This window comes from Kutzneria buriramensis (assembly GCF_003387475.1).
GTDB lineage: Bacteria > Actinomycetota > Actinomycetes > Mycobacteriales > Pseudonocardiaceae > Kutzneria > Kutzneria buriramensis.
Genome location: NZ_QUNO01000018.1, coordinates 1 through 25,880, shown reverse-complemented (window position 1 = coordinate 25,880; position 25,880 = coordinate 1). Strand labels below are relative to the sequence as shown.

Here is a 25,880-nt window from a genome sequence, read left to right as displayed (position 1 = left end):
CGGCGTTAGGGGGTCCGACCGGGGGCCGCGTTGGGGGATTTTTGGGGGTTTCCGGTGCTAATAACCGCAAAGCGCGGGGCGATGACTCACGCGTGGGCTATCTGCTCGGACTCGATCTCGGAACGACGTTCACCGCGGCCGCCATCCGGCGGGGCGGCGGACCGCCGGAAATGGTGACGCTTGGTAATCGAAGCACGTGCATGCCCTCGGTCCTGCACATCGGCGCGGACGGCGCCGTGCTGGTCGGCGACGCGGCCGAGCGCCGCGCGGCGGCCGACCCCTCGGGGGTGGCCCGCGAGTTCAAGCGGCGTATCGGCGACCGGACGCCCATCCTGCTCGGCGACGGCGGACACACCGCCCACGAGCTGACCGCGCGGCTGGCCCGCTGGGTCGTCGATCTGGTGCGATCCCGTGAGGGCGGCGACCCCGAGCTGATCTCCGTGACGCATCCTGCCGGCTGGGGCGGACACAAGACCACGCTGCTCGGCGAGGCGCTGGCCGAGGTCGGCCTCGGCGACGCCCTGCTGCTCAGCGAGCCCGCGGCCGCCGCCATCGCGTACGCCGCGAGCGAGCGCATCGCCCCCGGCGAGGCCGTCGCGGTCTACGACCTGGGCGGCGGCACGGTCGACACGGCCGTGCTGCGGCGCGACGCCATCGGCATGTTCGAACTGCTCGGTGAGCCCGCCGGCGACGACCACTTCGGCGGCGTCGACCTCGACGAGCTGCTGTTCGAGCGGATCCGCACCCAGTTCCCGGAGCTGCTGACCGGGCTGCCCGCCGAGGACACGCTGGTGTTGAGCGCCGTCGGGCGGCTGCGGCGGGAGATCACCGAAGCCAAGGAGGCGCTGTCCGCCGACACCGAGGCCGTGATCCCGGTGCTGCTGCCGTCCGGGCAGCGGCAGGCGCGGCTGATCCGCGCCGAGTTCGAGGCGATGATCCGGCCCGCGCTGGAGGAGACCGTCGACCTGATGCGGCGGACCATCGACTCCGCCGGCCTGACCGAGTCCGACCTGGCGGCGGTGCTGCTGGTCGGCGGCTCGTCGCGGATTCCGCTGGTCACCGAGCTGCTGTCGGCCGGGCTGGGGCGTCCCGTCGCCGTGGACGCCGACCCGAAGGCCACGGTCGCTATCGGCGCCGCACTGTCGGCGTCCCTGGACACGGTCGTCGAGCCGGCGCCGGCCGTCGTCGCCCCGGACCTCGCCGGGCCGCCGACGCGGCCGATCGAACCGGAGATCCCGCTGCACCTGACCACGCCGTCGCGGCCGCACCGGCTGCTCCGGCCTCGGGTGCTGCTCGGCGCCGCCGGGCTCGCACTGCTCGCCATGACCGGCGGGGCGCTCGTGTACAGCGCCGAGACCAACGACGCCGTCAACCCCGCACAGGCCGCCACTCCCGACGCGACGCCGACCTCCGACCAGCCACCGCCCGGCGGCGGTGCCGGGACCGTCAACCACGCGGCGTCGCCGAAGACGTCCGGGCACAACGCCATCACCAGCACGTCCAAGGCGTCGAGCACTACGACGACCTCCGGGCCGAGTACCACCACCAGCAGTAGCAGCGCGCGGTCGCTGGGGCCGCAGGTCGGGACATCGACGTCGACGACGACGGCCGACAGCACGCCGACGGACACCAACACGCCGCCACCACCGCCACCGACCACGACCGTGGATCCGACGACCACAACCGCCACCCAGCAGCCGCACCAGGCGCCGCCGCCGGACACCGGCACCGTCGTGAGCTCCGCGCCGGCGACGTCGTCCTCGGTGATCACCACGACCACGGATCCGACGCCGACGACGGTGTGAGCCTCAGAGCTCGTCGACCTCTTCGGGAGCCTCGACGATCTCCTCGGTGGCGCCGTAGACGGTGTGGATCTCCACCGAGCCCAGGCCGATCGACACCAGGTACTCCCGGACCTGTGGCTCGGTCGCGCCGCCGAAGATCAGGTGCGTCGTCCACGCCGGGCGGCCCGGTAGCTCCTCGAACTGGATGAAGTGCAGGACTCCGTGCGGCACCTCGCGCCGCTCGATGATCTGGTCCCCCCGGCCGTACTCGGCCAGCAGCAGCTCGGTGTACCGGCCCTCGCCGGCGCCCAACTGCCCGAACAACACCGGATCGAGCAGCTTCACCTGCGGCTGCTCGCCGTTCCACGACGCGATCTCCGACACCCCGCAATCATCCCCGTGAGAGGGTGGGCAAAGCAAAGATCACCTTGACCGGGAGGCCGCCGTGCAGCTGCTGCGACTGGAGCGGGAGGACGGCGGGCTGGCCGTGCTGACCATGGACGCGCCGCCGTTGAACCTCTACACCGCCGCCATGCAGGCCGAACTCGCCGAGGCGATCGCCCGGCTGGAGCGGGACCTGCCGCGGGCGCTGCTGATCAGGGCCGAGGGCCGGGTGGTCAGCGGCGGTGTGGACGTTGCCCTTTTCGACGCGCAGCCCTCGGCCGCCGCGGCCAAGGAGCTGTTCGACGAGATGCTGACGATCCCCGACCGGATCGCCGCGCTGCCGGTGCCGACCGTGTTCGCGGCGCACGCCCTGTGCCTGACCTGGGCGTTCGAGATCGCGGTGGCCTGCGATGTGCTGCTGGCGGCGGAGCGGGCGAAGTTCGGGCTGGTGGAGAACGTGATCGGCCTGACGCCGACGATGGGCGGCACGCAGCGGCTGGCCGCCCGCGCGGGCGTGGGCCGGGCCAAGGAGTTCGTGATGACCGGCGACCGCTACGACGCGGCGACGCTGGAGCGGTGGAACGTCGTCAACAAGGTGCTGCCGGACGAGGGCTTTGCCGACGCCGCGCTGGCCTACGCGCGGCGGCTGGCGGCCGGCCCGACCAAGGCGCACGCGGCGACCAAGCAGGTGCTGCGGCACTTCGAGCACGGCGGCGTCGCCGAGGCGAACGCGCACGTCACGGCCGTCGCGGCGGAGCTGTTCGACACCGAGGACCTGCGCGGCGCGGTGCGCTCCTTCCTGACCGACGGCCCGGGCAAGGCGACTTTCTCAGGTCATTGACAGGTTCCCGGGGAACCGAGGCTCCATTGCAGACCGTTTACCAAGTGTTGGTGAACGGAGGTGGAGCGATGGGCACCGGAGCGGTGGTCGGCGTCGCCGACGAGATCGTCAAGGCGCATCACGACGGCGCCGACGGCCATGCCCTGGCCGACCGGATGCGTCTGGCCGCACACCCGGTGCTGCGGGGAATCCTGTTGCCTCCCAAGGAATCTGCGCCCATCGCGGTCGGCGACCGGTGGGTCAGCGTGTGGCCGCGGGGCAGTCCCGTGCGGGACGACCCGTCGGCCGCGCCGTGGGCCGAGGCCGGCCGACTGCTGGCCCGGCTGCACCGGGTGGACCCGTCCCGGCTCGGCCCCATCCCGCCGGCCGGCACCCCGCGCCGATTACGTGACGCCGTCACGCGGCTGCACGGAAACCCCGATGCGACAACGATTCTTGACGCATGGGCGACGGTTCGCCCGCTGGAGCCCGGCTTCCATCTGGTGCACGGCGACTGGCACCTCGGCCAGCTCGTCCGGTTCGAAGGCCACTGGCTGCTGATCGACGTGGACGACCTCGGGCTCGGGGACCCGGCCTGGGACCTGGGCCGACTCGCCGCAGGCTACGCGATCGGGGCGCTGCCGGCCTACGGCTGGCGGCGGTTCCTCGCCGGCTACCGCGCCGCGCACGGCCCTGCCGTGCCGGCGATCGGCGATCCCTGGCCCGCCCTCGAACCCATCGCCCGCGCCTTCACGGTGTACGCCGCGGCTACGGCGGCAGGGGCCGACCGACCGCTCGACGACGTGGACCTGGCGGCGCTCGCCGCCTGCCGCCGAATGATCGACAGCATCGATCAGAAATGAGGAGAGCACCATGATGATGACCTGCCCGAAGTGCCCCGGCGCGATGCGCAGCTACGAGCGCAACGGCGTGCACGTCGACCAGTGCGACACCTGCCGTGGCATCTTCCTCGACCACGGCGAGCTGGAGGCGCTCACCCGCGCCGAAGCCCAGTGGAGCGCCCAGAACCGGTTCGAGGGCTCGCCCGTCTACGGCGGACACCACGGCGGACCCGGCTGGGGCGACCGCCGCCAGCGCCGCGGCGGCTTCGGGCGCTTCCTGTTCTCGTCCTGACGTGGTGAAGGGCCCCTCGGAAGGGGCCCTTCACGCACGGACGACCGGCCCGAACGAAGGCAGGTACATGGGGATGGTGTCGGCGACCTCGAGGCGGGGCAGCACCACCGTCTCCGACTCGCCGGCCAGCTCCTCCGGGGTCCGCCACACCTTGGCCTGCTGCCGGTAATGGTTGACCACGCGCAGCGCGGTGCCCGGCTCGGTCGGCTCGTCGTCGAGGATGTAGGGCCGCCGGAACCAGCCCGAGATCGGGTCGGTGGTCTCGTCCGGCGCCTCCGGCAGCGACTTGACCTGCTCCAGGTTGAACTCGGCGGCGCCGAAGCCGTAGCCGCCGATGACGTCCACATTGAACAGCGACATGGCCGGTTCCGGCGCGGGCGGCGGGGTCGCGAGCCAGTCTCGCACCTCGTCCTCGGTCATGTCCGAGCCGAGCGTGGCCAGCACCCTGCTCCACACGGCCTCGACGGTGTCGCCGAACGCGGCGAGCACGGCGTCGAGGACCGCACACGTGGGCGCGCGCCGGCTGCCGGGCAGCGCTTTGCGCAGGCCCGACCGCGGCTCGCGGCACCTCGTGCAGCGGCCGAACTCGTCGACCTCGTGCTCGTCCAGCAGCGCGAGCAGCGCCGCGCACATGCGCAGCATCCAGTCGCGCTCGTCGGTCGTGCCGAACACCCGGGTGTCGTCGACGGCGCCGGTCTCCAGCCACGCGACGACCCGGTCGAGCTCCATGATCGCTTGTTCACGCAGGGTCAATTTCCGCAAGCGGCCAGGATAGGGGTTCGCCGTCACGGCGCGGGATCGTCCAATGGCGGGATTGTCATGGACGTGACAATCCGTCAAGGAACGTCGACAGCTGCCCGACGCCGCTGATCACCGTGGCCGCCTGCGCCACAACCTGCGGATCGGGCGGGAAGTGCGCGTTGGGCACCGCCACCACTATCATGCCGGCGTTCAGCGCAGCCTTGATGCCATTGGTCGAATCCTCTACGGCAACACAGGCAGCCGGATCTGCACCCAATGCCTTGGCGGCGGCCAGGTACACGTCCGGGGCCGGCTTGCCCGCGCCGGTGAGCTCGCTGGACAGCGCCACCTTCACGACGTCGTCGAGGCCGGTCACCCGCAGCACCTCGGCGATCAACGCCGGAGGTGAGGAACTCGCGATCGCCACCGGACAGCGCCGCGCCGCCGCCCGCACGGCCTCGACGGCGTCCGGCAGCAGCGGCGGCCCCTCGGCGTAGCGACGGACCATGCCGTCGACCACCAGCTCGGCGATCGCGTCGGGCGGCAGTCGAACGCCCCGCTCGGTCGCCAGGTACGCCGCCCATTCCGGCGTGCTCATGCCCATCAGCGCCCGGGTCGTCCGCTCGCCGTCCCAGGTGCCGCCGTGCTCGGCCGTCACCGCCCGGCGCACCTCGTCCCAGGTCTGCTCGGAGTCGACCAGCACGCCGTCAAGATCGAAAACCACCGCGTCCACAGGCCATGAGGCTATCCGGACGAACGGATGACGTCTCGGTGAAGTGAAGATTGAATCGTTGATCCCGCTGCCGCGGCGGGAGATCCTTCACCGGCATCCCCCGTCCCCTGCACCGGAGGTACGCACACCATGCGTCCGATCACGGGCGCGGCGCTCGCCGCCGCGCTGACCGCGGCCCTCTTACCCGGGCTGGCCGCCACCGCGCACACAGCTACCACCCCCATGGCTACCACGCATCGTGTGCTGTTCGACGCCAGCAAGGCCGAGACGGCCGGCAACGCCGACTGGATCATCAGCACCAGCCAGCCGGACCCGCTCAAGCAGAACCCCTCGCCCACCAGCGACAAGGACTGGACCGGCGCGATCTCCTCGTGGGGCGTCGCGTTGCAGAAGACCGGCCAGTACACGCTGGACACGCTGCCCGCCGGCAGCACGATCACGTACGGCACGTCCAACGCCCTGGACCTGAAGAACTTCGACGAGTTCGTGCTGCCCGAGCCCAACATCCGGCTGTCCAGCGCGGAGAAGACGGCGCTGCTGACCTTCGTGCAGAACGGCGGCGGGCTGTTCCTGGTGTCCGACCACACCGGCAGCGACCGCAACAACGACGGCTGGGACTCGCCGAAGATCATCAACGACATCATGACCAGCAACGGCGTCGACAACTCCGACCCGTTCGGCTTCTCGGTGGACCTGAAGAACATCACCTCCGACCACCCGGTCGCGATCAGCGACTCGACGAACCCGGTGCTGGGCGGCTCGTTCGGCACCGTGAAGCACAGCCTGATCGCCAACGGCACCACGTTCACGCTCAAGCCGGCCGACAACCCCGACGTCAAGGGCCTGCTGTACCTGAGCACCTCGTCGCCGGGCACCACCAACGCCTTCTTCGTGACGAGCACGTTCGGCAAGGGCCGGGTCGCGATCTGGGGCGACAGCTCCACCATCGACGACGGCACCGGCGAGTCGGGCAAGACGCTGTACAACGGCTGGACCGACCCGACCGCCGACAACGCCGCGCTCGGCCTGAACGCGACCGCGTGGCTGGCGCAGGCGTCCAGCACCGGCGGCGGTGGCGGCGGGAACTGCACCACGCCCGGGCAGCTGCTGGCCAACCCCGGCTTCGAGAGCGGCACCACGTCGTGGAGCGGCAACGCCGGTATCGGCTCGGTCGAGGCCCCGCACACCGGGTCGGCCGACGCCCTGTTCGACGGCACCGGCACGACGACCACCAACACCGAGTCGCAGACCGTGACGATTCCCGCCGGGTGTTCGGCCAGCCTGAGCTTCTGGCTGCACGTCGACACCGCCGAGACGACCACCACCAGCAAGTACGACACGTTCACCGTGGCGGTCGGCTCCAGCACCGTCGCCAGCTTCTCCAACCTGGACGCGGCGTCGGGGTACCAGCAGCACAGCGTGGACCTCTCGGCGTACGCGGGGCAGTCGGTGACGGTGAAGTTCACCGGCAGCGAGGACTACACCAAGCAGACGTCGTTCGCCCTGGACGACACCGCGCTGACGGCCTCCTGACCGATCCAGTTCATGCGGGGAAGGACGCCTTACCCTCGCTCAACGCAGGTAAGGCGTCCTTCCCTGCGTCAGGCCGCCAACGGGTGGACCACGTGCAGCCGGTGGACCTGGCGGACGAAGCGACTCGCCCGCCGGTCCGCCGGCATCACCAGCGTCGGCCGGGGCAGCAGCGAGCCGTTGTGCCAGGTCGCAAGCAGGGCCCCACAGTCGCCGAACTCGGGGTGCATCTCGGCGTAGGACACCAGCACGGCGTAGCCGTCGGCCCCCTCGGCCAGCACGGCCAGGCTGAGGTGATCCATCTTGCGGGCGGGATCCAGGGCGAGGCCGGCGGCGGCCAGCGCGTCGTAGAGGGCGACGCCGCGGACCTCGTGCCGCTCGCTGCGGCGGCGGGTGACGTAGTCGATGGTCAGCGGCCGGCAGGCGCGGGCGTGCAGCGCCGAGGTGCACCACACCGTGCCCGGCGTGGCGACCTCGCCGGTGATGACCAGCTCATCGGTCCGCAGCGGCGTCACAACCGTCAGAATAGATCCGCATCTGCGGTTGTGTGACGGGTTTCACTCCTCAGTAGCAGCCTCCCGTACGTTGAGTGATCGTGAGCAGGACGGGAACAGCCCTGGCGGTGGCCGCGGGCGTCGGCGGAGTGGCGTTGAACGTGATCGCGCGGCGGGCGCCGTGGCGGCACTATCCGTGGCATCTGGTGGGCATGGCCGGCGGCATCCTCGGCACGGAGCTGCCGGTGCCGACGGCTACGGCCCAGCTGGCGGCGACCGGCGTGGCGGCGGCGTTGGGCGCGGGCCGGAGCAAGGTCGGGGCGGCGGCGCTGGCGTTGTCGGCGGGCGCGGCGGTGGCCACCGCCGCGTTGCAGAAGCCCGCGAACGACTCGATCCGGCAGCTCCAGGGCGCGGTGGACGAGGCGCTGGGCCGCGGCGCGGTGCAGCTGTGGGCCCCGAAGCCGGCGCTGCCGGGACGGTTCCGGCGCGCGGAGTTCATCGCCGCCGACGGCGTCGAGTACACCGACGGCCAGCGGCTCGACGTGTGGCGGAAGGCGGGCGTCACCGGCGCGCCGGTGCTGGTACAGGTGCACGGCGGCTCCTGGACCGGCGGCGACCGCCGGCAGCAGAACCTGCCGCTGCTCGCGCACCTCGCCGACCAGGGCTGGGTGTGTGTGGCGATCGACTACCGGCTCGGCCCGAAGAACCGCTGGCCGGCGCAGATCGTGGACGTGAAGCGGGCGATCGCCTGGGTGCGCGCGAACATCGAGCGGTACGGCGGCGACCCGTCGTTCATCGCGATCACCGGCGGCTCGGCCGGCGGGCACCTTGCCGGTCTGGCCGCCCTGACCGGCAACGACCCCGCGTTCCAGCCCGACTTCGAGGACGCCGACACGTCGATCCAGGCCGGCGCGCTGCTGTACGGGGTCTACGACCTGGCCGCGCTCAACGACGACGGCAGCACCGCCCTGCGCGACCACATCCGCCGCGTGATGATCGACGACGAGGCGGACCTCCGCGCGGCGTCCCCGATCCACCGGCTCGGCCCGGACTCGCCGCCGCTGCTGGTCCTGCACGGCGACCGCGACGAGATCGTCTCCGTCAACCAGGCGCGGGAGTTCGCCTTCCGGGCCAGGGAAGTCGGCGCGCCCGTCGGCTACGCCGAGCTCCCCTACGCCCACCACGCCTTCGACATGCTCGCCAGCGCCCGGACCGTGGCTACCGCGCACGCGGTGGAGGAGTTCCTGTCGTATCTAGCCAAGCGGCGCGGGTGATCTCGTACTCCACCTCGCCGTGCTCCGAGCCGGGCAGCGGGTTCTCCCAGTCCACGAAGAAGGTCCGCACGTGGGTCATGCCGAGCTTGGCCAGCACCCGCCGCGAGCCCTCGTTGACGAACATGGTCTGGGCGGTGACCCGCTCCCGCCCGTCGGCGAAAGCCTTGCGCAGCACGGCTTTCGCCCCCTCGGTGGCGTAGCCGAGGCCCCACTTGTCGCGGCGGATCCGGTAGCCGAGCTCGTCGCCGAGGCCGAACCAGCCGACGAAGTCGCCGTTGGCGCGCTCGACACCGACCCAGTAGCCGGGCCGCCCAACCAGGCCGACCGAGCTTGCCCCGTCCGTGCCGAGGAAGCGCATCACCTCGGGGTCGGCATCGAGCGCCCGCAGGTCGTCCACATCGGACGGTTCGGCCGGGCGCAGCAGCAGGCGGTCGGTCTCCATCACGTCAGACTGAGGCAGACCAGCCGCCGGTAGCCAGCGAATTCCCACTCGGCCACGGCCGCGAAGTCGAACTCGACGCGGGTGCCGGTCCCGGGCACGCCGAACAGGGTGAGGAACACCCACACCATCCAGCGGGCTTGGGTCTTTCATAAATCGGGACCCGCGTGGGGATCGTTCTCGTAGGATCGACGATCATGGTTGACTTCTATCCGCCGACGAGTCCGTACGACACCGGATTTCTCGACACCGGGGACGGCAACCGCATCTACTACGAGCAGCTCGGCAACCCGGACGGGAAGCCGGCGCTGAACGTGCACGGGGGTCCGGGAGCGGGCGCGCCGCGGCAGCCGACGAGAGCGTGGGATCCCGAGCGCTACCGCGTCATCCGCTTCGACCAGCGCAACTGCGGGCGCAGCACGCCGCACGCCAGCGACCCGGCGGCGGACATGAGCCTGAACACCACTCAGCACCTGATCGACGACATGGAACGGCTGCGGGAGCACCTCGGCATCGACCGGTGGCTGCTCAACGGCGCCTCATGGGGCGTCACCCTCATTCTCGCCTACGCGCAGCAGCACCCCGAGCGGGTCAGCGAGGTGATCGTCCCGGCGGTGACGACGAGCCGCCGGTCCGAGATCGACTGGCTCTACCGGGGCGCCGGACGGTTCCGTCCCGAGGCCTGGGACCGATTCCGCGACGGCGTGCCCGAGGACGAGCGGGACGGCGACCTGCTGGCGGCCTACTCTCGGCTGATGGAGAACCCGGACCGGGCGGTCCGGGAGAAGGCCGCGGCCGACTGGCTCGCCTGGGAGGACGCGGTGATCTCCGACGAGCCCAACGGCTCGCCCGGCATGTACAGCGACCGCGACGTCGACGCGTCGATCGCGATGGTGCGGATCTGCGCCCACTTCTTCAGCAACGGAGCGTGGCTGGCCGAGGATCAACTGCTGCGCGACGCTCACAAGCTGGCCGGGATACCGGGAGTGCTGGTGCACGGCCGGCACGACATGGGCTGCCCGGTGCAGACGGCGTGGGAACTGGCGAAGGCGTGGCCGGGCGCGCGGCTCCACATCATCGAGGACGCCGGGCACGGTGGCAGCGATCTGATGTCGGCGACGACTCGGGCAGCCATCGAGGAGTTCAAGAACAGGTGACGTGGTCCGAGTTGACCGACACCTCACGCGGACCTTACATTCAGAGCTGAGAGCGCTCTCACCTGCACGGTTACCCCTGCAAACCGGGAGGTTCCATGCTCAGAGGTGCCTTGGCGAGCGCCCTCACGCTGGTCGCCGCCGTCCTGTTGGCCCCGGTCGCCGCCGCGTCGACCGAAGCACCGCCGACTCCTACGACCGCCGCTCCGCCCCCGTCGGCCGGCAAGGCCGTCGCCCCGATGGCCACCATCTGCGACAAGTACTGCGACGCCAGGGATCCCGCGCTGGCGGCACAGGACCGGCAGGCCACCGCGACCGCCGCCGGGACCCGCCAACTGTCCCTGCACATGGACGACGCCGACGACATGGGCTGGGGCGCGCTCACCAACAGCTCCGCCGGCGACGAGCTGTGGCTGGACCGGTCCTTCGACGCCGGCCGCAGCTGGGCGTCCGGCTCGAAGATCGGCGACACCCGCACGCCGACCGGCTATCCCGGCTGGCGCACGCTCATGTACAACGTGGACGACTGGGCGAACAACGGCATCGGCCTACTGCGGGCTTGCGCCCAACCGGCCGGCACCACGGCGATCACCTGCACGGATTGGCGACGCACCACCTGGAACTCCTACGACCGGCGCACCGCCGCCGCGACCGCGTTGATGGAGGACTACGACACCGCCACCGGCCTGTTCGACACGACCGGCTGGTGGAACTCCGCCAACGCGCTCACGGCGGTGATCGACAACATCCGCGCCGCCGGCATGGGCAGCTACGCCTACGCCATCGCCAAGACGTACGACCTGAATCTCTCGGCCCAGGGCGGCAACTTCACCAACGCCTACAACGACGACACCGAGTGGTGGGGCCTGGCCTGGGTCGCGGCCTACGACCTCACCGGCGACAGCCGCTACCTGAACACCGCCCGCTTCGACGCGGACCACGTGTTCTCCTTCTGGGACAACACGTGTGGCGGCGGGGTGTGGTGGAGCGACGCCAGGACGTACAAGAACGCCATCCCCAACTCGCTGTACATCCAGCTGAACGCCGCGCTGCACAACAGGATCCCGGGCGACACCGTCTACCTGCAACGCGCTCAGGCTGGCTGGAGCTGGTTCCGCAACAGCGGCATGATCAACCCGCAGAACCTCGTCAACGACGGCCTCACGAGTGCCTGCGCCAACAACGGGCAGACCACGTGGACCTACAACCAGGGCGTGCCGCTGGCGGCGCTGACCGAGCTGTACAAGGCGACCGGGAACGGCTCGTACCTCACCCAGGCCCGCACGCTGGCGAACGCGTCCACCACGAGCACTTCGCTCAACCCCGACGGAGTCCTGCACGAGCCGGGTGAGCAGCCCGGGGGCGGCGGCGCGGACGGCCCGACCTTCAAGGGCGTCTACGCCCGGGACCTGAGCGTGCTGAACGCGGTGCTGGCCGATCACCCGTACGGCGCTTACCTGAAGCGCCAGGCGGATTCGGCGTACGCCCAAGACCGCAACGGTTTCGACCAGTACGGGCTGGTCTGGTCCGGCCCGTTCGACCGGTCCGACGCCGCCCGCCAGCAGAGCGCGCTGGACCTGCTCAACGCGACGGGCTGAACATGCGGCGCCCCTCCGTTCAGCAGAACGGAGGGGCGCTGAACTCACTTGTGGGCGATGGCGAAGATGCCGTAGCCGATGATCCCCGCGCACAGCACGAAGCACACGATCGCGAGGACGTTGTTCACCGCGGCCTCGCCGCGCCGCGTCCACGAGGCGATGCCGACCGAGAACAGGCCGACGAACAGCACCGACGCCACCAGGGCGACGAGGAAGACCGCGCCCAGGCCGGCCCAATTGATCGTCATGGGTTCTCCCTGCTCAGGCCGACGCGGTCGCCGGGGTGGTGGTGGACGGCAGCTCGTTGACGTTGCCCGCGGACACCGGCTGGCGCCGGGACAGCAGGTAGGCGCCGACGCCGATGGCGACCGCGGCCAGCGCCACGATCACGGTGCCGGCGGTGCCCAGGGCGGCGGTGCGGCCGGCGATCGCGCCGACGATGGCGGCGGCCGGCAGGGTGAACAGCCACGCGATGGCCATCCGGCCGGCGACGCCCCAGCGGACCTCGGACAGCCGCTTGCCGACGCCGGAGCCGATGATCGCGCCGGTCGCGACGTGCGTGGTGGACAGCGCGAAGCCGACCTGCGAGGACGCCAGGATCGTCGCCGTGGCGCTGGCCTCGGCGGCGAAGCCCTGCGGGGTCTCGATCTCGGTCAGGCCCTTGCCCAGCGTGCGGATGATCCGCCAGCCGCCCAGGAACGTGCCCAGCGAGATGGCCAGGCCCGCGCCGAGGATGACCAGCAGCGGCGGGTTCGAGCCGCTGGGCAGCGCGCCGGCGGTGACCAGCGTCAGCGTGATCACGCCCATGGTCTTCTGGGCGTCGTTGGTGCCGTGCGCCAGCGAGACCATCGAGGCCGACAGGATCTGGCCGGCCTTGAAGCCCTTGGCCCGCTCGGTCTTCTCGGACTTCGCGGTGAGCTTGTAGGCGAGGAACGTGGCGGCCGTGGCGACCACGCCGGCGATGATCGGCGACGCGATCGCCGGCACGATGATCTTCTCCAGCACCGTCTCGAAGTGCACCGCGCCGGAGCCGGCGGCGATCCAGCTGGCGCCGATCAGGCCGCCGAACAGGGCGTGCGACGAGCTCGATGGCAGCCCCAGCAGCCAGGTCAGCAGGTTCCAGACGATGGCGCCGACCAGGCCGCCGAAGATGATGGCCGCGTTGATCTTGGTGTCGTCGACGATGCCGCTGGAGATGGTCTTGGCCACCTGCACCGACAGGAACGCGCCGACGAGGTTGAACACGGCCGAGACGCCGACCGCGACCCGGGGGCTGAGCGCGCCCGTGGCGATCGAGGTGGCCATGGCGTTGGCCGTGTCGTGGAAGCCATTGGTGAAGTCGAAGGCCAGCGCGGTCACGATGACCACGATGACCAGGAGCGAGATGTCCATCCGCGCCTCCTGCCGCATCGGAGGACCGCAAGGTAAACGGTGTAGGCGAACGGCAGGTGAACCGAGTCAGACCAAAGTCAACTTGTACCCGAGATGCGTGCCGGAGAAGCCCAACTTCTCGTAAAAGCGGTGCGCGTCCACGCGAGTCCGGTCCGACGTCAACTGCACCAGATGGCAGCCCCGGCGGCGGGATTCGTCGATGGCCCATTCGATGAGGCGCTTGCCAAGGCCGCCGCTTCTGGCGTCCGAACGGACCCGAACGGCCTCTATTTGCGCGCGGATCGCGCCGCCCCGCGACAAACCGTGCAGGAACGTCAACTGGAGCGTGCCGACGACTTCGCCGTCCCGATCCGCGACGATCAGCAACTCTCCCGGATCCGCGTCAATGCTGTCGAATGCGTCGAAATAGGCCGACATGTCGGCGGCGTTCTCCCGGGTCGCGCCGAGCGGGTCGTCGGCCAGCATCGCCACGATCGCCGGCACGTCGGTCTTGACGGCCCGGCGGAAGTTCACGGTCATGCCGGCCAGCCTAGTCGCCGAGTTACACAAGAGCTCTTGTACAACTTCTCTTGTTGATGCATGCTGACACCCGTGATCGAGTCCAAGGTGCTGGCCGCGATGGCCCATCCGCTGCGCCGCCGGCTGCTCGACGTGCTCAAGGTGGAGGGCCCGGCGACGGTGTCCGCGCTGGCCGAGCGCACCGGGCAGGCCGTCGGCAACATCAGCCACCACATGAAGGTGCTGGCCGCCGCCGGGCTGGTGGACGAGGCCCCCGAACTGGCCGGCGACCGCCGCGAGCGGTGGTGGCGGATCCGTGCGGGATCGCTGAGCTGGTCGGCCCGCGACTACACGGACGACCCGGCGGCCACCGCCGTCGCGGAGGCGGCCGAGTCGCTCAACCTCGACCACCACCTCTCGCTGGTCCGGGCCTGGCAGGCGGGTCGCGAGAGCTACCCGGCGGCCTGGCAGGACGCGGCGTTCTCCACCGACGCCTGGCTTCGACTCTCCCCGGCCGAGCTGGACGAGTTCAGGGAGGAGCTGATCGGGCTGATCGTGCGGTGGGCCCGGCGCGAGATCCCGGACGACGGGCAGGAGCGCGACGCCGTGTTCACGTTCGCCTACGGCATACCGGCCAAGCCGTGAACCGCGACTTCCGGCTGCTGTGGACCGGCGAGACCACCAGCGCCTTCGGTAGCAGCATCACCAGCGTGGCGCTGCCGCTGATCGCGGTCGCCCTGCACGCCGACACGTTCGTCGTGGGTCTGCTGACCGCCGCGGCCTGGCTGCCGTGGCTGGTGATCGGCCTGCCCGCCGGCGCGTGGGTGGACCGATTACCGCGCCGGACGGTGATGCTGGTGTGCGACGCCGTGATGGCGTCGGCGTACGTGAGCATCCCGGCGGCGCAATTCCTCGGATTGCTGACGGTCGCTCAGCTCCTGGTCGTCGCACTGCTGGTCGGAGCGTCGACGGTGTTCTTCTCCACGGCGTACCGGTCGTATCTGCCGGCGTTGGTCGAGAAGCCGGATCTCGTGCCGGCGAATGCCCGCATGCAGGCGGGGCAGTCGGCAGCCCAGGTGCTCGGTCCCGGCGCCGCCGGCGTGATCGGCCAGTTCCTGGGACTGGTGACCGGCCTGGTGTTCGACGCCGTCAGCTTCGTGGTGTCGGCGGTGTGCCTGCTGTCGATCCGCACCCGCGAACCGCGCTCCGACACGAAGGATCGCCTCTCGCTGCGTACGCAGATCGCGGACGGCCTGCGATTCGTCGCCGGCGACCGCATTCTGCTGATGTTCACCGTGTACGGGGCGGCGTCCAACCTCGCATTGACCGGCTACCAAGCGATCGAACCGGTGTTCCTGCTGCGGGACATCGGGCTCGATCCGGCGGCGATCGGCGTCCTGTTCATGGTCGGCGGCATCGGCGGTCTCCTCGGCGCGACGCTGGCCGTGCGGATCTCGCGGCGGCTGGGCACGGCCCGCGGCGTGCTCGCGTGCCAGCTCGGCGCGGCGGCCGCCGGCCTGCTGATCCCCCTGGCCGGCAAGGGTTTCGGCCTTATCCCTTACGTCGTCGGCACGTTCCTGGTCGTCGCGGGAGTCGTGGCGTCCAACGTGATCTTCTCGGGCTGGCGGCAGGGCTACTGCCCGCCGGAGCTGCTCGGCCGGATGGCGGCGAGCGGCTCCGTGGTCGGCTACAGCACGATCGCGCTGGGAGGTCTGCTGGGCGGCGCGCTGGGATCGGCGATCGGGGTGCGGCCGACGCTGTGGGTGATGACGGCGCTGCTCGCGCTGTCGGTGACGATCCTGCTGGCCAGCCCGATCCGAGGGCGCCGCGACTTCCCGTCAGCCGGGGATGCCCATGGACCGCAGCCGGGCGACGAGCTTGGTCGGGCCGTCGACCGGGACGACCGAGCCGAAGTGCAGGTCGTCGAGGTCACGGGCGCTGATCACCAGGCCGGCGTGCGATGACTGGTGGGTGAACAGGTCCTCCAGCCAGTCGGTCTCCTTGGGCTGACCGGCGGCGCGCACCGCCGTGACCTCGGACAGGGGCAGCTCGAACGCGCCGCCGCTGCCGGGCAGGATCTTGCGCACCTCGCCCAGGTGCCGGGTCTCCGGCATGAAAATGAGCCGCCTACCGGTCAGCACCAGTCCACATGCGACAGTCGCGCCGAAGGAACGCCGCGCGTGCACCACTTCCAGCAGGGACTCGTCGTCGTCCAGACAGCCGGCCAGCCGCGCGCCGTGCTCCAACGCCGTGGTGTCCGCCGGATACTTGAAGCGGGACAGGGTCAGCAGCAGATCGCTCAACTCGGATGCACGTCGGAACACCACGGGAACCTTATCGTGGGCGAACCGTGTCCGTTACCGGACAGGAATCCCCTGCCCCACAACGATTACGCCGATTGCAGTGGCACCATGGGCCGGCCGCCACGATTCCAGCCGCTGATCCCGGAGGTTGACATCGTGCACAGAACCGCCGCTGTTCTGCTGACCGCCGCACTGTCCTTGCTGGTCACCACCGTTCCCGCGCACGCCGCGGTGGCCACCGCGACCAACACCGCGTCGGCGAGCGCCCAGGATTCCTACTGGACGCCGCAACGCCTGGCGCAGGCCGAACCGATGGACGCGCCGACGGGCGTGCCCAGTGCCGCCCTACCTCGAACCGGAACGCCGAAGTTCGTGCACGCCACCGCACCCACGGTGGTGCATCCGTTAGCGTCCGAATGGACGACGATCGGCCGGCTGGTGTTCTCCGTGCCCGGCAAGGGCGACTACCTGTGCAGCGCCAACGTGGTGTCCAGCAACAACCACGACGTGATCTCCACGGCCCGGCACTGCGTGATGGACATCGGCACCGGCCAGACCTACGACAACTTCCGGTTCGCGCCGTCGTACAACCAGGGCAACGCGCCCTACGGCTGGTGGAACTGGCGGTCGATGGGCTGGCGGATCGACGACACCAGCCCCGGCGGCGACAACGCGTTCATCGTCCTGAGCACCGGCGGCAACAGCAACCGGCACGTGCAGGACGTGGTCGGCGGCTCCGGCATCGGGTTCAACTGGGGCACCAACAACTACGCACACGGGCTGGGCATCCCGGCCGACAAGGACTACGCCGTCTGGTGCGAGGGGCAGCCCTACGACGGTCCGCAGGGCGGCGTGCAGATCCCCAACTGCGTCGGCCTGTCCGGCGGGGCCAGCGGCGGCGCCTTCATCGTCAACTACCAGGGCGACGGGTCGGCGGTGCAGACCGCGAGCTTCTTCGGCAGTTGGGGCGACTCGTACTTCGCCTACTACCGCGATGCCGCCTGGCAGGTCTACAACGGCGCCCAGAACGCCTAGCTGACCTGCGCATGTGAGGCACCTGGTCCCACCTCCGAGTAGGGGGTGGGACCAGGGGCCGCGAATATGGGGGCGTTGCCCCCATGTAGGGGGGTGCCCGGCGTGACACCTTTCCTCTCGTGATGAAGTCAGCGACGTTCTGGTGGGCCGGGGGCCTGACCCTGCACGAGCGGTTGCCCCGCCCGTCGCAGCAGGTCAGCGGCACGGCGAACGCGCTGGAGCGGCTGGAGCGGTGGCGCCGGGCGCACGAGGAACTGGCGCCGGACTGGTTCGAGCGGCGGCTGGCGGCGACCGGCCTGGACGTGAAGCTGCTGACCGGTCTGCTCGCCGAGGCGCCGGACGCGCTGGCGCGGCGGGTGGCCCGGCCGGGCTGGGCCGACTTCGTCGACTCGGCGCTCACCAGCCCGAGCGGTCGGCGCAAGGCGTTCGGCGACGACTGGCTGGGGGCGCTGGCCGCGGGGCTGCGGCCGTTGGTGGAGGTCGCGGAGTCGGCGGTCGCCGGCCGGGCGCACGCCGACGTGACCAGCGGTTTCGTGCACCAGCTGGGCCGCTGCCTGGCCCGGCTGGCGGCCCGCACGCTGGTGTTGCAGCTGAACCGGGCCCGGGCCCGGGGCCAGCTGGCCGGCCGCACGCCGGCGGAGCGGTTCGCGGAGTTCGCCCGCCGCCCCGACCTGGACGCGCTGTTCGCCGAGTACCCGGTGCTGGCCCGGCTGCTGGCTCAGACCTGCCAGCAGGCCGTCGCCGCGCACCTGGAGCTGCTGGAGCGCGTGGCCGCGGACCGGGACGCGATCGTCGAGACGCTGCTGGGCGGCGTCGACCCGGGCGAGCTGGTGCGGATCGAGCCCACCGGCGGCGACGCCCACCAGCACGGCCGCTCGGTGGCGCTGCTGACCTTCGCCGACGGCCGGGTGGTCGTCTACAAGCCCCGCCCGCTGGACCTGCACGCCCACTTCAACGACATGCTGGACTGGCTGAACGGCCGGATCACGGGCCTGGACCTGCGCAAGGTCGCGCTGCTGCGCGGCGACGGCTACGGCTGGCAGGAGTTCGTCGACGCCGCCGCCTGCGACGAGGTGTCCGGCCTGAGCCGGTTCTACCGCCGCCAGGGGGTGCTGCTGGCCCTGCTCTACGCCGTGGACGGCAGCGACATGCACTACGAGAACCTGATCGCCGCCGGCGACCAGCCGGTGCTGGTGGACGTGGAGACGCTGTTCCACCCGACGATGCAGGTGGACACGGCGACCGGCCACGACCCGGCCGCCCAGGAACTGGTGCGTTCGGTGTTCCGCACGGCCCTGCTGCCGCAGGTCATGCTCGGCGAGAACGGGTCGATGGACGTCTCCGGGCTGGGCGGTGACAAGGGCGTCTTCCCGACCGATGGGGTGGGCTGGGACGGCGCCGGCACCGACTCGATGCGGCTGGTCCGCCGGCCGGTGGCGATGCGCGGCGGGCGCAACCGGCCGCGGCTCGGCGAGCAGGAGGCCGAGCCGCGGGACTACCAGGCGGCGCTGCTGACCGGGTTCCAGGCCGGCTACGACGCGATCGTCGAGCACCGGGCCGAGTTCGTGGCGCTGCTGCGCACCTGCGCGGCCGACGAGCTGCGGTTCGTGGCCCGGCCGACCCAGCTCTACGCGACGCTGCTGGACGAGTCGACGCACCCGGACGTGCTGCGCGACGCGCTGGACCGCGACAGCGTCTTCGATCTGCTGTGGACGGACTCGCTGGACGACCCGATGCGCCGCCGGCTGGTGCCGCACGAGATCGCCGACCTGTGGGCCGGCGACGTGCCGATGTTCACCTGCCCGGTCGGCTCCCGGGACGTCTTCTCCGCCACCGGGGTGCGGCTGCCGAACCTGCTGGCCGTGTCCGGACTGGACGCCGTCGAGGCGAAGATCGCCGACATGGGCGAGATCGACCGGCACAACCAGGAGTGGCTGATCCGAGCCTCGTTCGCGACCCGCCCGCAGCCGGTGCGCCACCAGGGCGTGGACGTGCTGCCGGGCCATGTCGCCACCGTCGTGCCGGACCCGCAGCGACTGCTGGCGGCGGCCTGCGGCATCGCCGACGAGCTGGTCGGCCGCGCCGTGCCGGGCGCGGAACGCACGAACTGGCTGGGCCTGGAGCTGGTCGACGACAAGCAGTGGACCGTGCTGCCGATGGGCGCGGGCCTGGCCAACGGCTACCCCGGGCTCGCGCTTTTCCTGGCACAGCTGGCCGAACTCACCGGCGCGCCCCGCTACGGCGACCTGGCGCGGCGGGCGATCCAGCCGATCCCGCGTCTGCTCGACGCGCTCGGCGACGACCTGGCACTCGCGCTGGCCGTCGGCTCCGGCGGTTTCCACGGCCTCGGCGGCATCTGCTACGCGCTGGCCCGCCTGCACCGGCTGCTCGGCGACGACGCCGAGGTGCTGGGCTGGCTGACCACGGCCGTCCGGCTGGCGACCGCGCTGGAGACCGAGGCCGGCGACGAGTCGGCGGACCTGGCCAACGGCCTGGCCGGCGGGCTGGCGGCGATGCTCGCCGTGCACGCCGAGACGGGCCTGGCCACCGCCGGCACGCTGGCCATCCGGTACGCCGACCGGCTGGCCACCGGCCGGCACGGCACCACCGACGCGACCGGCTTCGCCCGCGGTCCCGGCGGCGCCGGCTGGGCGCTGCTGCGGCTCGCGTCCGTGATCGGCAGCGACCGGCACGAGACGGCCGGAGACGCCTTCCTCGCCGCGGACGGCGATCCCACCGTGGTGTCCGATCACGGTTGGTGCGGCGGTTTGTCCGGTACGACGCTGGCGCGGATCGGCCGTCCGGACGAAGGGCTCGCCCGCCGCGTGGACGCCCTCGCGGGACACGCTCCGCTGCGCGACCTGAGCCTGTGCCACGGTGAGCTCGGCGCCATCGAGGCGCTCACCGTGCTCGGCCGCGCCGGCGACGAGCGGGCCGCCGCCGCGGTCGGCCGCCGGGCCGGCCTGGTGCTCGGCTCGCTCGACCAGTACGGGGCGCGCTGCGGCACGCCCAACGAGGTCCCCACCCCCGGTCTGCTCAGCGGCCTCGCCGGTATCGGCTACGGCCTGCTGCGCCTCGGTTTCACCGAACAGGTGCCGTCCGTGCTCCTGCTCGACTCGTCGCACCACTGAGGGATTTACCGCTTTTCCGCTGTGCCGCTGAGGGAATCCACTGAGGGAGAAACGAACATGAGCGACTTCACCGCCGACGAGACCGCCACCGACGTCGAGTTCGCCACCGCCAGTGGCGACAACCCGGCGGGCGAGATCGTGGTGACCGCCAGAACGCGCGCGGGGGCGCGGGCTCGGGCGCTGGCCGGGCTGACGCTGGGCATGAGCGCCTTCATGGCGGTCAGCGCCATTCCGTTCACGACGGTCAGCGCGCCGGGCACGGTCTGACGCCACGAGAACGCCGGTCCCCTCATCCGATGTGCCCGGATGGGGGGATTGCCGTACACCTAGGGGCAGACCGTCCCGCAATTCGGCCACTCCGGTGGAGTCCTTATGGACATGGGGTGGTGTCGGCATAGGGTCGGCACCATGCAGACCCGCGCGCCGCTGTTGGTCGGCCGGGACGCCGAGCTGACGGAGCTGACGCGGTCGCTGTCCGGCACCCGCGCCGGCCGCGGCGGGGCTGCCTTCCTGGTGGGCGAGGCCGGCATCGGCAAGTCGCGGCTGGCCGCGATGGCCACCGGCCGGGCGTTCGACTCCGGGATGCGAGTGCTGCGCGGTCGCGGCAGCACGATCGGCCCGATGGTGCCGTTCCGTCCGCTGACCGAGGCGCTGCTGTCGCTGTTCCGCGGCGGGGAGCCGTTCGAGGACAGCGAACTCGGGCCGTACCGGCCGGTGCTGGGGCGGCTGATCCCGGAGTGGGCGGCGGGCGCGCCGCCGCAGCCGGTGTCGCTGGTGGTGCTGGCCGAGGCCGTGCTGCGGCTGCTGTCGGTGGCCGGCCGGGGCCGCGGATGCCTGCTGGTGCTGGAAGATCTGCACGACGCCGACGCCGAGACGCTGGCCGTCGTCGAGTACCTCTCGGACAATCTGGACCTTCAGCCGATCATGCTGCTGGCCACCATCCGCGGCGAGCCCGGCGCGGCGCTGGACCTGGCGCGGGCCAGCGAGCAGCGCCGCACCGGCAAGCTGCTGGAGCTGCGCCGGCTGGACCGCGTGCAGGTGCGCGCGATGGCCGCGTCCTGCCTGGAGATGCCCGGGGCCGAGGTCGCCGACGAGGTCGTGCAGCGGCTGTGGGTGGACAGCGCCGGAAACCCTTTCATCGTCGAGGAACTGCTACACGGCCTGGTCAGCAACGGTTTGCTGGTGCCGAGCGGGGACGGCTGGCAGGTGGTCGGCCCGCTGCGCACCGAGGTGCCGGCGGCGGTCGTGCGCAGCATCGCCAACCGCACGGATCGGCTTGGCCCGCAAGGGCGAATGCTACTGTCGGTGGCTGCGGTGCTGGGTCACCGGTTCCCACTTTCGGTGGTACGCAAGGTCGCCGACATCGACGATCGTGGACTGCTTTCCCATCTGCACGCCGGCGTCGCGGCGCAACTGGTCACTCCGGACGAACCGGCGCCGGACTGGTACGCGTTCCGGCACCCGCTGACCGCCGAGGCGTTGCTCAGCCAGCTCACCCCGATCGACCGCACCGAGCTGTCGTCCAAGGCGGCCGACGCCGTGCTGGAGCTGCATCCCACGCTGCCGGGGCACTGGTGCCAGCTGGTGGCGTCGCTGCGACTGGACGCCGGCGAGGATGCCGCCGCCGGGCGGCTGTTCGCCGAGGCCGGCCGGCGGGCGCTGCGCGACGGCGCCGCCGGATCCGCGATCACGTTGCTGGACAAGGCGAATCGACTGCTGACCCGGAAGCTGGACGCCCGCATCCGCGCCGACATCCTGGAGTCGCTGCTGCCCGCGCTGGCCGAGGCCGGCCACTTCGAGCGGGCCTTCCAGCTCGCCGGCAAGCTGGCCGACCTGGACGGCGACGGCCTGGACGTGCGGCGGCGCGCGGCGCTGCACACCCGGCTGGCCAAGGTCGCCTACCTCGCCGGCCGCCCGTCCAACGGCGCCGAGCAGGTGGCGGCGGCGCGAGCCCTGCTCGGCGACCAGCCGGCCGACGAGGACACCGCGCCGGTGGATGTCGTTGCGGCGTACCTGGAACTGGACACGCCGCGACCGGATCGGCTGACCCGGGCGGAGGCCCTGGCCCGGCGCGCGGTAGCCGCCGCGGAGCGGTCCGAGCAGCCGGTGGTCGCCTGCGAGGCGTGGGAACTGCTGGGCATCATCGCCCGTGAGCACGACATCTCGCAGGCGATGTCCTGTCTGGAGAAGGCGAAGCAGCTCGGCGAGCAGCACCAGCTGCCGATGCAGCGGGCGTACGCGATGATGCGGCTGGCGGGCATCGACTGGCTGTCCACAGCGGACACCGGCAGCCTGGAGCGCGCCCGGCAGGAGGCGCTGCGGATCGGCGCGATCACCATGGCGTACAACGCGGACGCCATCATCGCGCTGCACACCGTGCTCGGCGGCGACTTCGACCTGGCGACGCAGCGCATCGCCGCCTGCGGCGAGTCCGCGACCCGCCTGCAGCTCAGCTCGATCGTCCGCTACGCCCTGATGACCAAGGCGACGCTGGCCGCGCACCAGGGCCGGCGGCGCGAGATGGACGACGCGCTGGCCGAATTCCGGGAGTGGGGCGGGGAAAAGTCCCAGGAGTTGCCTCTTTCCTTCGGCCTGGCACGGGTTTTCTGCGCGCTGCTGGAGGAGAACCGGGAGCTCGCCGACAAGGAGCTGGCGCAGGCGCTGGCGTTCGAGGCGGAGAACCCCACCACCTTCCACCTCGCCGGCCGACACGGGCTGGATCTGTTGCTGGGCGTGCTGTCCGGGCGTTTCGACTGGGCGCAACACCGGGAGGTGTCGGCGACGCCCGCCGGCGGCATGCGCTGGAACCGGCACTTCACCGAGCTGGCCGGCGCGGTGCTCTATGGCCGTGAAGGCAAGGTCGAGCAGGCCGAGTGCGCCATGGCCGCCGCGCAGCAGGTCGGCGGGGCGTTCCCGATGGCCCGCAACCTCGGGCTGCGGCTGGTGGCCGAGTCCGCGCACACCGACGGTTGGGGCGATCCCATCACGTGGCTGCGCAATGCCGAGGAGTACTTCCACCGCAACGGTGTCACCGGAACCGCCAGCGCCTGCCGGGCCTTGCTGCGTCAGGTCGGCGTTTCCGTGCAGCAGCGGCGGGTCGGCGCCGAGCAGGTGCCGAGCGAGCTGCGGTCCGTCGGGGTCACCGTGCGGGAGTACGACGTGTTCCGGCTGCTGGTGGAACGCCTGGGCAACAAGGCGATCGCCAACCGCCTGCACATCTCGCCCCGTACGGTGGAAAAGCACGTGGCGAGCCTGATCGCCAAGACCCAGCAGCCCGACCGCGAGGCGCTCAGCAGCTACGCGAGCGCCATCCTCGCCTCTTAGGGCTGTTCGTCGCTCGGCAGCGGATCGCTCGGGGCGCCGCGGCGGCCGCGGACGGCCTCGGCGGTGGCGGCCATGGCGCGGGTGGTGCGGTCCAGCGCGATGCGGGCCACGGTGATGTAGAGCAGGTCGACGACCGCGAGCTGGGCGTGCCGGGACAGCGCCGCCTCGTGCCCGAAGCCGAGCTGGGAGACGCCGGTGACCAGGGCGATGTCGGCGAGCTCGGCCAGCGGCGAGCTCGGGTCGTTGGTCACGGCGACCGCGGTCACCGGGCGGTTGCGCGCCTCGGTGGCCATCGCCACCAGTTCCTCGGTGCGGCCGCTGTGCGAGAACAGGAAGAGCACATCGCCCGGGGCGGTCAGGGCGATGCCGGTGAGCGCGACGTGCGGGTCGGACCAGTCCCAGCTCGGCACGCCGATCCGGTAGAAGCGCTGCTGTAATTCGGAGGCGACGGTGGCGCTGCCGCCGATGCCGGAGACCAGCACGCGGCCGGCGGCGCTGGCGAGGCGGGCGGCCCGTTCCACGTTGGCGAGGTCCAGGTGCCCGATGGCCTCCTCGACGACGCGGCCGACCCCGTGCGCGACGACCTCGGCGACCTTCTCGATGCCGTCGTCGGCGTCGATGCCGACCTCGCCGGCCCAGGTGCCGCGGCGGGGGGCGGAGGCGTCGGAGGCCAGGGCGATGCGCAGGTCGGCGTAGCCGCTCAGGCCCAGCGACCGGCAGAGGCGGGTGATGCTGCCGGTGGAGACGCCGCAGCGCTCGGACAGATCGAGGATGGTCGTCCTCGCCACCCCCGCCGGGTCGGCCAGGATGAGCTCGGCCAGCGTCCGCTGGGCCGCCGGCATGGCCGGCACCATGGCCCTGATCCGCTCGACCGTCGATCCGTCCGGCTGGTGCGGCATCTCCACTCGGTGTACCCCTCCCCCTGCAAGACGAAAATTATTCGCCGTTCTGCGCGGTGTCAAGCCGCCGACGTGGGCAAACGGTGACGAATTGTTCCTCCCCGTAGCCTGGGGATCATGTCCGACGAGGTGCTGGTCTCCCATGCCGACGGCGTCGCCGTCATCACCATCAACCGCCCGGAGGCGCGCAACGCCGTCAACCGGGCCGTGGCGGAGGGTGTCGCCGCCGCCGTCGACGAGCTGGACAGTCGGGACGACCTGGTCGTCGGCATCGTGACGGGGGCCGGCGGCACGTTCAGCGCCGGCATGGACCTCAAGGCGTTCCTGCGCGGCGAGAGCCCCACCGTCGGCGACCGCGGCTTCGCCGGCATCACGCAGCGGCCGCCGGCCAAGCCGCTGATCGCGGCCGTCGAGGGCTACGCGCTGGCCGGCGGCCTGGAGATCGCGCTCGCCTGCGACCTGGTCGTGGCCGCCACCGACGCCAAGTTCGGTATCCCCGAGGTCAAGCGCGGCCTCGTCGCCGCCGGCGGCGGTGTGCTGCGGCTGCCGACTCGCCTGCCGTACCACGTCGCCATGGAGCTGGCGCTGACCGGCAACTTCCTCGACGCCACCCGCGGCCACGCCTTCGGCTTCGTCAACCGGCTCGCGTCGCCGGGCGAGGCCCTGGCCGCCGCGCAGTCGCTGGCCTCGGAGATCGCCGCCAACGGCCCCCTGGCCGTGCGGGCCACCAAGCGTGTCATCGTCGAGTCGCCGGACTGGCCCGCCGCCGAGGCCTTCGACCGCCAGCAGGCCATCGTCGCCCCCGTCTTCACCTCCGCCGACGCCCGCGAAGGCGCCGCCGCCTTCGCCGAGAAGCGCCCACCCCGCTGGACCGGCAAGTAGCAACCCCCGCGGGAGCGCGCGAGGTCGCGCCGGCCTCTGGACCGCAGGCTCAGCTCGATCGAGTCTGTTCATCGATCGAGCTGAGACAAGGGAAGAGGTCGGATCAGAGCGACCTCGCCCCGCGCGGAACGCGCGGCACAAGCACAGACACACCGAATGTCGGTTTCAGGCAGACGGTGCTGTCATGTCAGGGGCGGTGTCAGGACGGTGGCCGGGCGGTGTCAGCGGGGCCGGCAAACGTGGTTCTCGTCAACAACGGAAACCACTCGCCAGGAGCCCACGATGACCACCTTCGCCACCCCCGCCCCGATCTCCGCCGTCCTGACCATCC

At 71.5% G+C, this 25,880-nt stretch carries 25 protein-coding genes; 15 read left to right on the top strand and 10 right to left on the bottom strand.

Features of this window, described 5'->3' with window-relative positions; all coding sequences use genetic code 11:
• Positions 1-92 precede the first annotated feature (92 nt).
• On the top strand, positions 93-1,805 hold the full coding sequence (locus BCF44_RS41180; RefSeq protein WP_116179939.1) for an Hsp70 family protein: 1,713 nt from the start codon (positions 93-95) through the stop codon (positions 1,803-1,805).
• 3 nt (positions 1,806-1,808) lie between these two features.
• Here BCF44_RS41180 and BCF44_RS41175 read toward each other — a convergent pair whose 3' ends face one another.
• Positions 1,809-2,168: a hypothetical protein gene (locus BCF44_RS41175; protein ID WP_116179938.1), complete on the bottom strand. Its 360-nt coding sequence runs from the start codon at positions 2,166-2,168 to the stop codon at positions 1,809-1,811.
• Positions 2,169-2,238: 70 nt separating this feature from the next.
• On the opposite strand from BCF44_RS41175, the gene BCF44_RS41170 reads away from it, so the two are divergent.
• The 3 genes from BCF44_RS41170 to BCF44_RS41160 all read left to right on the top strand — a co-directional run bounded on the left by BCF44_RS41170 (position 2,239) and on the right by BCF44_RS41160 (position 4,122).
• Positions 2,239-3,009 (top strand): enoyl-CoA hydratase/isomerase family protein, encoded by a 771-nt coding sequence (locus tag BCF44_RS41170; protein ID WP_170218047.1) that lies wholly within the window; start codon positions 2,239-2,241, stop codon positions 3,007-3,009.
• Positions 3,010-3,077: 68 nt separating this feature from the next.
• Positions 3,078-3,851: a phosphotransferase family protein gene (locus tag BCF44_RS41165; protein ID WP_116179937.1), complete on the top strand. Its 774-nt coding sequence runs from the start codon at positions 3,078-3,080 to the stop codon at positions 3,849-3,851.
• 10 nt (positions 3,852-3,861) lie between these two features.
• Positions 3,862-4,122 (top strand): TFIIB-type zinc ribbon-containing protein, encoded by a 261-nt coding sequence (locus BCF44_RS41160; protein ID WP_246016106.1) that lies wholly within the window; start codon positions 3,862-3,864, stop codon positions 4,120-4,122.
• 30 nt (positions 4,123-4,152) lie between these two features.
• Here the strand turns inward: BCF44_RS41160 and BCF44_RS41155 are convergent, their stop codons facing one another.
• Both BCF44_RS41155 and BCF44_RS41150 read right to left on the bottom strand, forming a co-directional pair.
• Complete coding sequence (locus tag BCF44_RS41155) at positions 4,153-4,884, bottom strand: hypothetical protein (protein ID WP_147328831.1); 732 nt, start codon at positions 4,882-4,884, stop codon at positions 4,153-4,155.
• 55 nt (positions 4,885-4,939) lie between these two features.
• Positions 4,940-5,596, bottom strand: a complete 657-nt coding sequence (locus BCF44_RS41150) for an HAD family hydrolase (RefSeq protein WP_116179935.1) — start codon at positions 5,594-5,596, stop codon at positions 4,940-4,942.
• Between the two features lie 129 nt (positions 5,597-5,725).
• Between BCF44_RS41150 and BCF44_RS41145 the strand changes: the two genes are divergently transcribed.
• On the top strand, positions 5,726-7,129 hold the full coding sequence (locus tag BCF44_RS41145) for a hydrolase (protein ID WP_116179934.1): 1,404 nt from the start codon (positions 5,726-5,728) through the stop codon (positions 7,127-7,129).
• A gap of 68 nt (positions 7,130-7,197) precedes the next feature.
• Here BCF44_RS41145 and BCF44_RS41140 read toward each other — a convergent pair whose 3' ends face one another.
• Entirely contained in the window at positions 7,198-7,641 is a 444-nt protein-coding gene (locus tag BCF44_RS41140; protein ID WP_116179933.1) for a molybdopterin-binding protein, read from the bottom strand.
• Positions 7,642-7,721: 80 nt separating this feature from the next.
• Between BCF44_RS41140 and BCF44_RS41135 the strand changes: the two genes are divergently transcribed.
• Positions 7,722-8,894: an alpha/beta hydrolase gene (locus tag BCF44_RS41135; RefSeq protein WP_147328830.1), complete on the top strand. Its 1,173-nt coding sequence runs from the start codon at positions 7,722-7,724 to the stop codon at positions 8,892-8,894.
• On the opposite strand, the gene BCF44_RS41130 is transcribed toward BCF44_RS41135, so the two are convergent.
• The gene (locus BCF44_RS41130; RefSeq protein ID WP_116179931.1) at positions 8,839-9,336 is read right to left on the bottom strand and encodes a GNAT family N-acetyltransferase; all 498 of its coding nucleotides are present in this window, start codon (positions 9,334-9,336) and stop codon (positions 8,839-8,841) included. The two genes, BCF44_RS41135 and BCF44_RS41130, sit on opposite strands and share 56 nt — an antisense overlap.
• Positions 9,336-9,464 carry a hypothetical protein gene (locus BCF44_RS58770; RefSeq protein WP_281283203.1) on the bottom strand — a complete coding sequence of 43 codons (129 nt, stop codon included), beginning with the start codon at positions 9,462-9,464 and terminating at the stop codon, positions 9,336-9,338. Before BCF44_RS58770 ends, BCF44_RS41130 begins: the two co-directional genes overlap by 1 nt.
• A gap of 66 nt (positions 9,465-9,530) precedes the next feature.
• On the opposite strand from BCF44_RS58770, the gene pip reads away from it, so the two are divergent.
• Entirely contained in the window at positions 9,531-10,490 is a 960-nt protein-coding gene (gene pip / locus BCF44_RS41125) for a prolyl aminopeptidase (protein ID WP_116179930.1), read from the top strand.
• 95 nt (positions 10,491-10,585) lie between these two features.
• Positions 10,586-12,085, top strand: a complete 1,500-nt coding sequence (locus BCF44_RS41120; protein WP_116179929.1) for a glycoside hydrolase family 76 protein — start codon at positions 10,586-10,588, stop codon at positions 12,083-12,085.
• A gap of 44 nt (positions 12,086-12,129) precedes the next feature.
• Here the strand turns inward: BCF44_RS41120 and BCF44_RS41115 are convergent, their stop codons facing one another.
• The 3 genes from BCF44_RS41115 to BCF44_RS41105 all read right to left on the bottom strand — a co-directional run bounded on the left by BCF44_RS41115 (position 12,130) and on the right by BCF44_RS41105 (position 13,996).
• On the bottom strand, positions 12,130-12,333 hold the full coding sequence (locus BCF44_RS41115; protein ID WP_116179928.1) for a hypothetical protein: 204 nt from the start codon (positions 12,331-12,333) through the stop codon (positions 12,130-12,132).
• Between the two features lie 13 nt (positions 12,334-12,346).
• The gene (locus BCF44_RS41110; protein WP_116179927.1) at positions 12,347-13,477 is read right to left on the bottom strand and encodes an inorganic phosphate transporter; all 1,131 of its coding nucleotides are present in this window, start codon (positions 13,475-13,477) and stop codon (positions 12,347-12,349) included.
• A gap of 66 nt (positions 13,478-13,543) precedes the next feature.
• Positions 13,544-13,996: a GNAT family N-acetyltransferase gene (locus BCF44_RS41105; protein ID WP_116179926.1), complete on the bottom strand. Its 453-nt coding sequence runs from the start codon at positions 13,994-13,996 to the stop codon at positions 13,544-13,546.
• A 72-nt stretch (positions 13,997-14,068) separates the two neighbouring features.
• Here BCF44_RS41105 and BCF44_RS41100 point away from each other — a divergent pair, with 72 nt between their 5' ends.
• The 6 genes from BCF44_RS41100 to BCF44_RS41075 all read left to right on the top strand — a co-directional run bounded on the left by BCF44_RS41100 (position 14,069) and on the right by BCF44_RS41075 (position 23,768).
• On the top strand, positions 14,069-14,620 hold the full coding sequence (locus BCF44_RS41100) for an ArsR/SmtB family transcription factor (RefSeq protein WP_281283202.1): 552 nt from the start codon (positions 14,069-14,071) through the stop codon (positions 14,618-14,620).
• Positions 14,617-15,939: an MFS transporter gene (locus BCF44_RS41095; RefSeq protein ID WP_116179924.1), complete on the top strand. Its 1,323-nt coding sequence runs from the start codon at positions 14,617-14,619 to the stop codon at positions 15,937-15,939. The genes BCF44_RS41100 and BCF44_RS41095 overlap by 4 nt, the downstream gene beginning before the upstream one ends.
• Positions 15,940-16,434: 495 nt before the next feature.
• Positions 16,435-17,313 carry a peptidase gene (locus BCF44_RS41090; RefSeq protein ID WP_147328829.1) on the top strand — a complete coding sequence of 293 codons (879 nt, stop codon included), beginning with the start codon at positions 16,435-16,437 and terminating at the stop codon, positions 17,311-17,313.
• Positions 17,314-17,435: 122 nt separating this feature from the next.
• Positions 17,436-20,444, top strand: a complete 3,009-nt coding sequence (locus BCF44_RS41085; RefSeq protein WP_116179922.1) for a type 2 lanthipeptide synthetase LanM family protein — start codon at positions 17,436-17,438, stop codon at positions 20,442-20,444.
• A 57-nt stretch (positions 20,445-20,501) separates the two neighbouring features.
• Entirely contained in the window at positions 20,502-20,711 is a 210-nt protein-coding gene (locus tag BCF44_RS41080) for a hypothetical protein (protein ID WP_116179921.1), read from the top strand.
• 141 nt (positions 20,712-20,852) lie between these two features.
• Positions 20,853-23,768: an ATP-binding protein gene (locus BCF44_RS41075; RefSeq protein WP_116179920.1), complete on the top strand. Its 2,916-nt coding sequence runs from the start codon at positions 20,853-20,855 to the stop codon at positions 23,766-23,768.
• Here BCF44_RS41075 and BCF44_RS41070 read toward each other — a convergent pair.
• Positions 23,765-24,667: a MurR/RpiR family transcriptional regulator gene (locus tag BCF44_RS41070; RefSeq protein WP_246016122.1), complete on the bottom strand. Its 903-nt coding sequence runs from the start codon at positions 24,665-24,667 to the stop codon at positions 23,765-23,767. The genes BCF44_RS41075 and BCF44_RS41070 overlap by 4 nt on opposite strands.
• Positions 24,668-24,784: 117 nt before the next feature.
• Between BCF44_RS41070 and BCF44_RS41065 the strand changes: the two genes are divergently transcribed.
• Entirely contained in the window at positions 24,785-25,549 is a 765-nt protein-coding gene (locus tag BCF44_RS41065; protein WP_116179918.1) for a crotonase/enoyl-CoA hydratase family protein, read from the top strand.
• Positions 25,550-25,880 lie beyond the last annotated feature (331 nt).

What these genes read in the sequence shown, in the direction of transcription:
- BCF44_RS41165 (WP_116179937.1), top strand. Translation starts at nt 3,078, where the DNA reads ATGGGCACCGGAGCGGTGGTCGGCGTCGCCGACGAGATCGTCAAGGCG.
- BCF44_RS41160 (WP_246016106.1), top strand. Translation starts at nt 3,862, where the DNA reads ATGATGATGACCTGCCCGAAGTGCCCCGGCGCGATGCGCAGCTACGAG.
- BCF44_RS41145 (WP_116179934.1), top strand. Translation starts at nt 5,726, where the DNA reads ATGCGTCCGATCACGGGCGCGGCGCTCGCCGCCGCGCTGACCGCGGCC.
- BCF44_RS41130 (WP_116179931.1), bottom strand. Translation starts at nt 9,336, where the DNA reads ATGGAGACCGACCGCCTGCTGCTGCGCCCGGCCGAACCGTCCGATGTG.
- BCF44_RS58770 (WP_281283203.1), bottom strand. Translation starts at nt 9,464, where the DNA reads ATGGTGTGGGTGTTCCTCACCCTGTTCGGCGTGCCCGGGACCGGCACC.
- pip (WP_116179930.1), top strand. Translation starts at nt 9,531, where the DNA reads ATGGTTGACTTCTATCCGCCGACGAGTCCGTACGACACCGGATTTCTC.
- BCF44_RS41120 (WP_116179929.1), top strand. Translation starts at nt 10,586, where the DNA reads ATGCTCAGAGGTGCCTTGGCGAGCGCCCTCACGCTGGTCGCCGCCGTC.
- BCF44_RS41115 (WP_116179928.1), bottom strand. Translation starts at nt 12,333, where the DNA reads ATGACGATCAATTGGGCCGGCCTGGGCGCGGTCTTCCTCGTCGCCCTG.
- BCF44_RS41110 (WP_116179927.1), bottom strand. Translation starts at nt 13,477, where the DNA reads ATGGACATCTCGCTCCTGGTCATCGTGGTCATCGTGACCGCGCTGGCC.
- BCF44_RS41105 (WP_116179926.1), bottom strand. Translation starts at nt 13,996, where the DNA reads ATGACCGTGAACTTCCGCCGGGCCGTCAAGACCGACGTGCCGGCGATC.
- BCF44_RS41085 (WP_116179922.1), top strand. Translation starts at nt 17,436, where the DNA reads ATGAAGTCAGCGACGTTCTGGTGGGCCGGGGGCCTGACCCTGCACGAG.
- BCF44_RS41080 (WP_116179921.1), top strand. Translation starts at nt 20,502, where the DNA reads ATGAGCGACTTCACCGCCGACGAGACCGCCACCGACGTCGAGTTCGCC.
- BCF44_RS41075 (WP_116179920.1), top strand. Translation starts at nt 20,853, where the DNA reads ATGCAGACCCGCGCGCCGCTGTTGGTCGGCCGGGACGCCGAGCTGACG.
- BCF44_RS41070 (WP_246016122.1), bottom strand. Translation starts at nt 24,667, where the DNA reads ATGCCGCACCAGCCGGACGGATCGACGGTCGAGCGGATCAGGGCCATG.
- BCF44_RS41065 (WP_116179918.1), top strand. Translation starts at nt 24,785, where the DNA reads ATGTCCGACGAGGTGCTGGTCTCCCATGCCGACGGCGTCGCCGTCATC.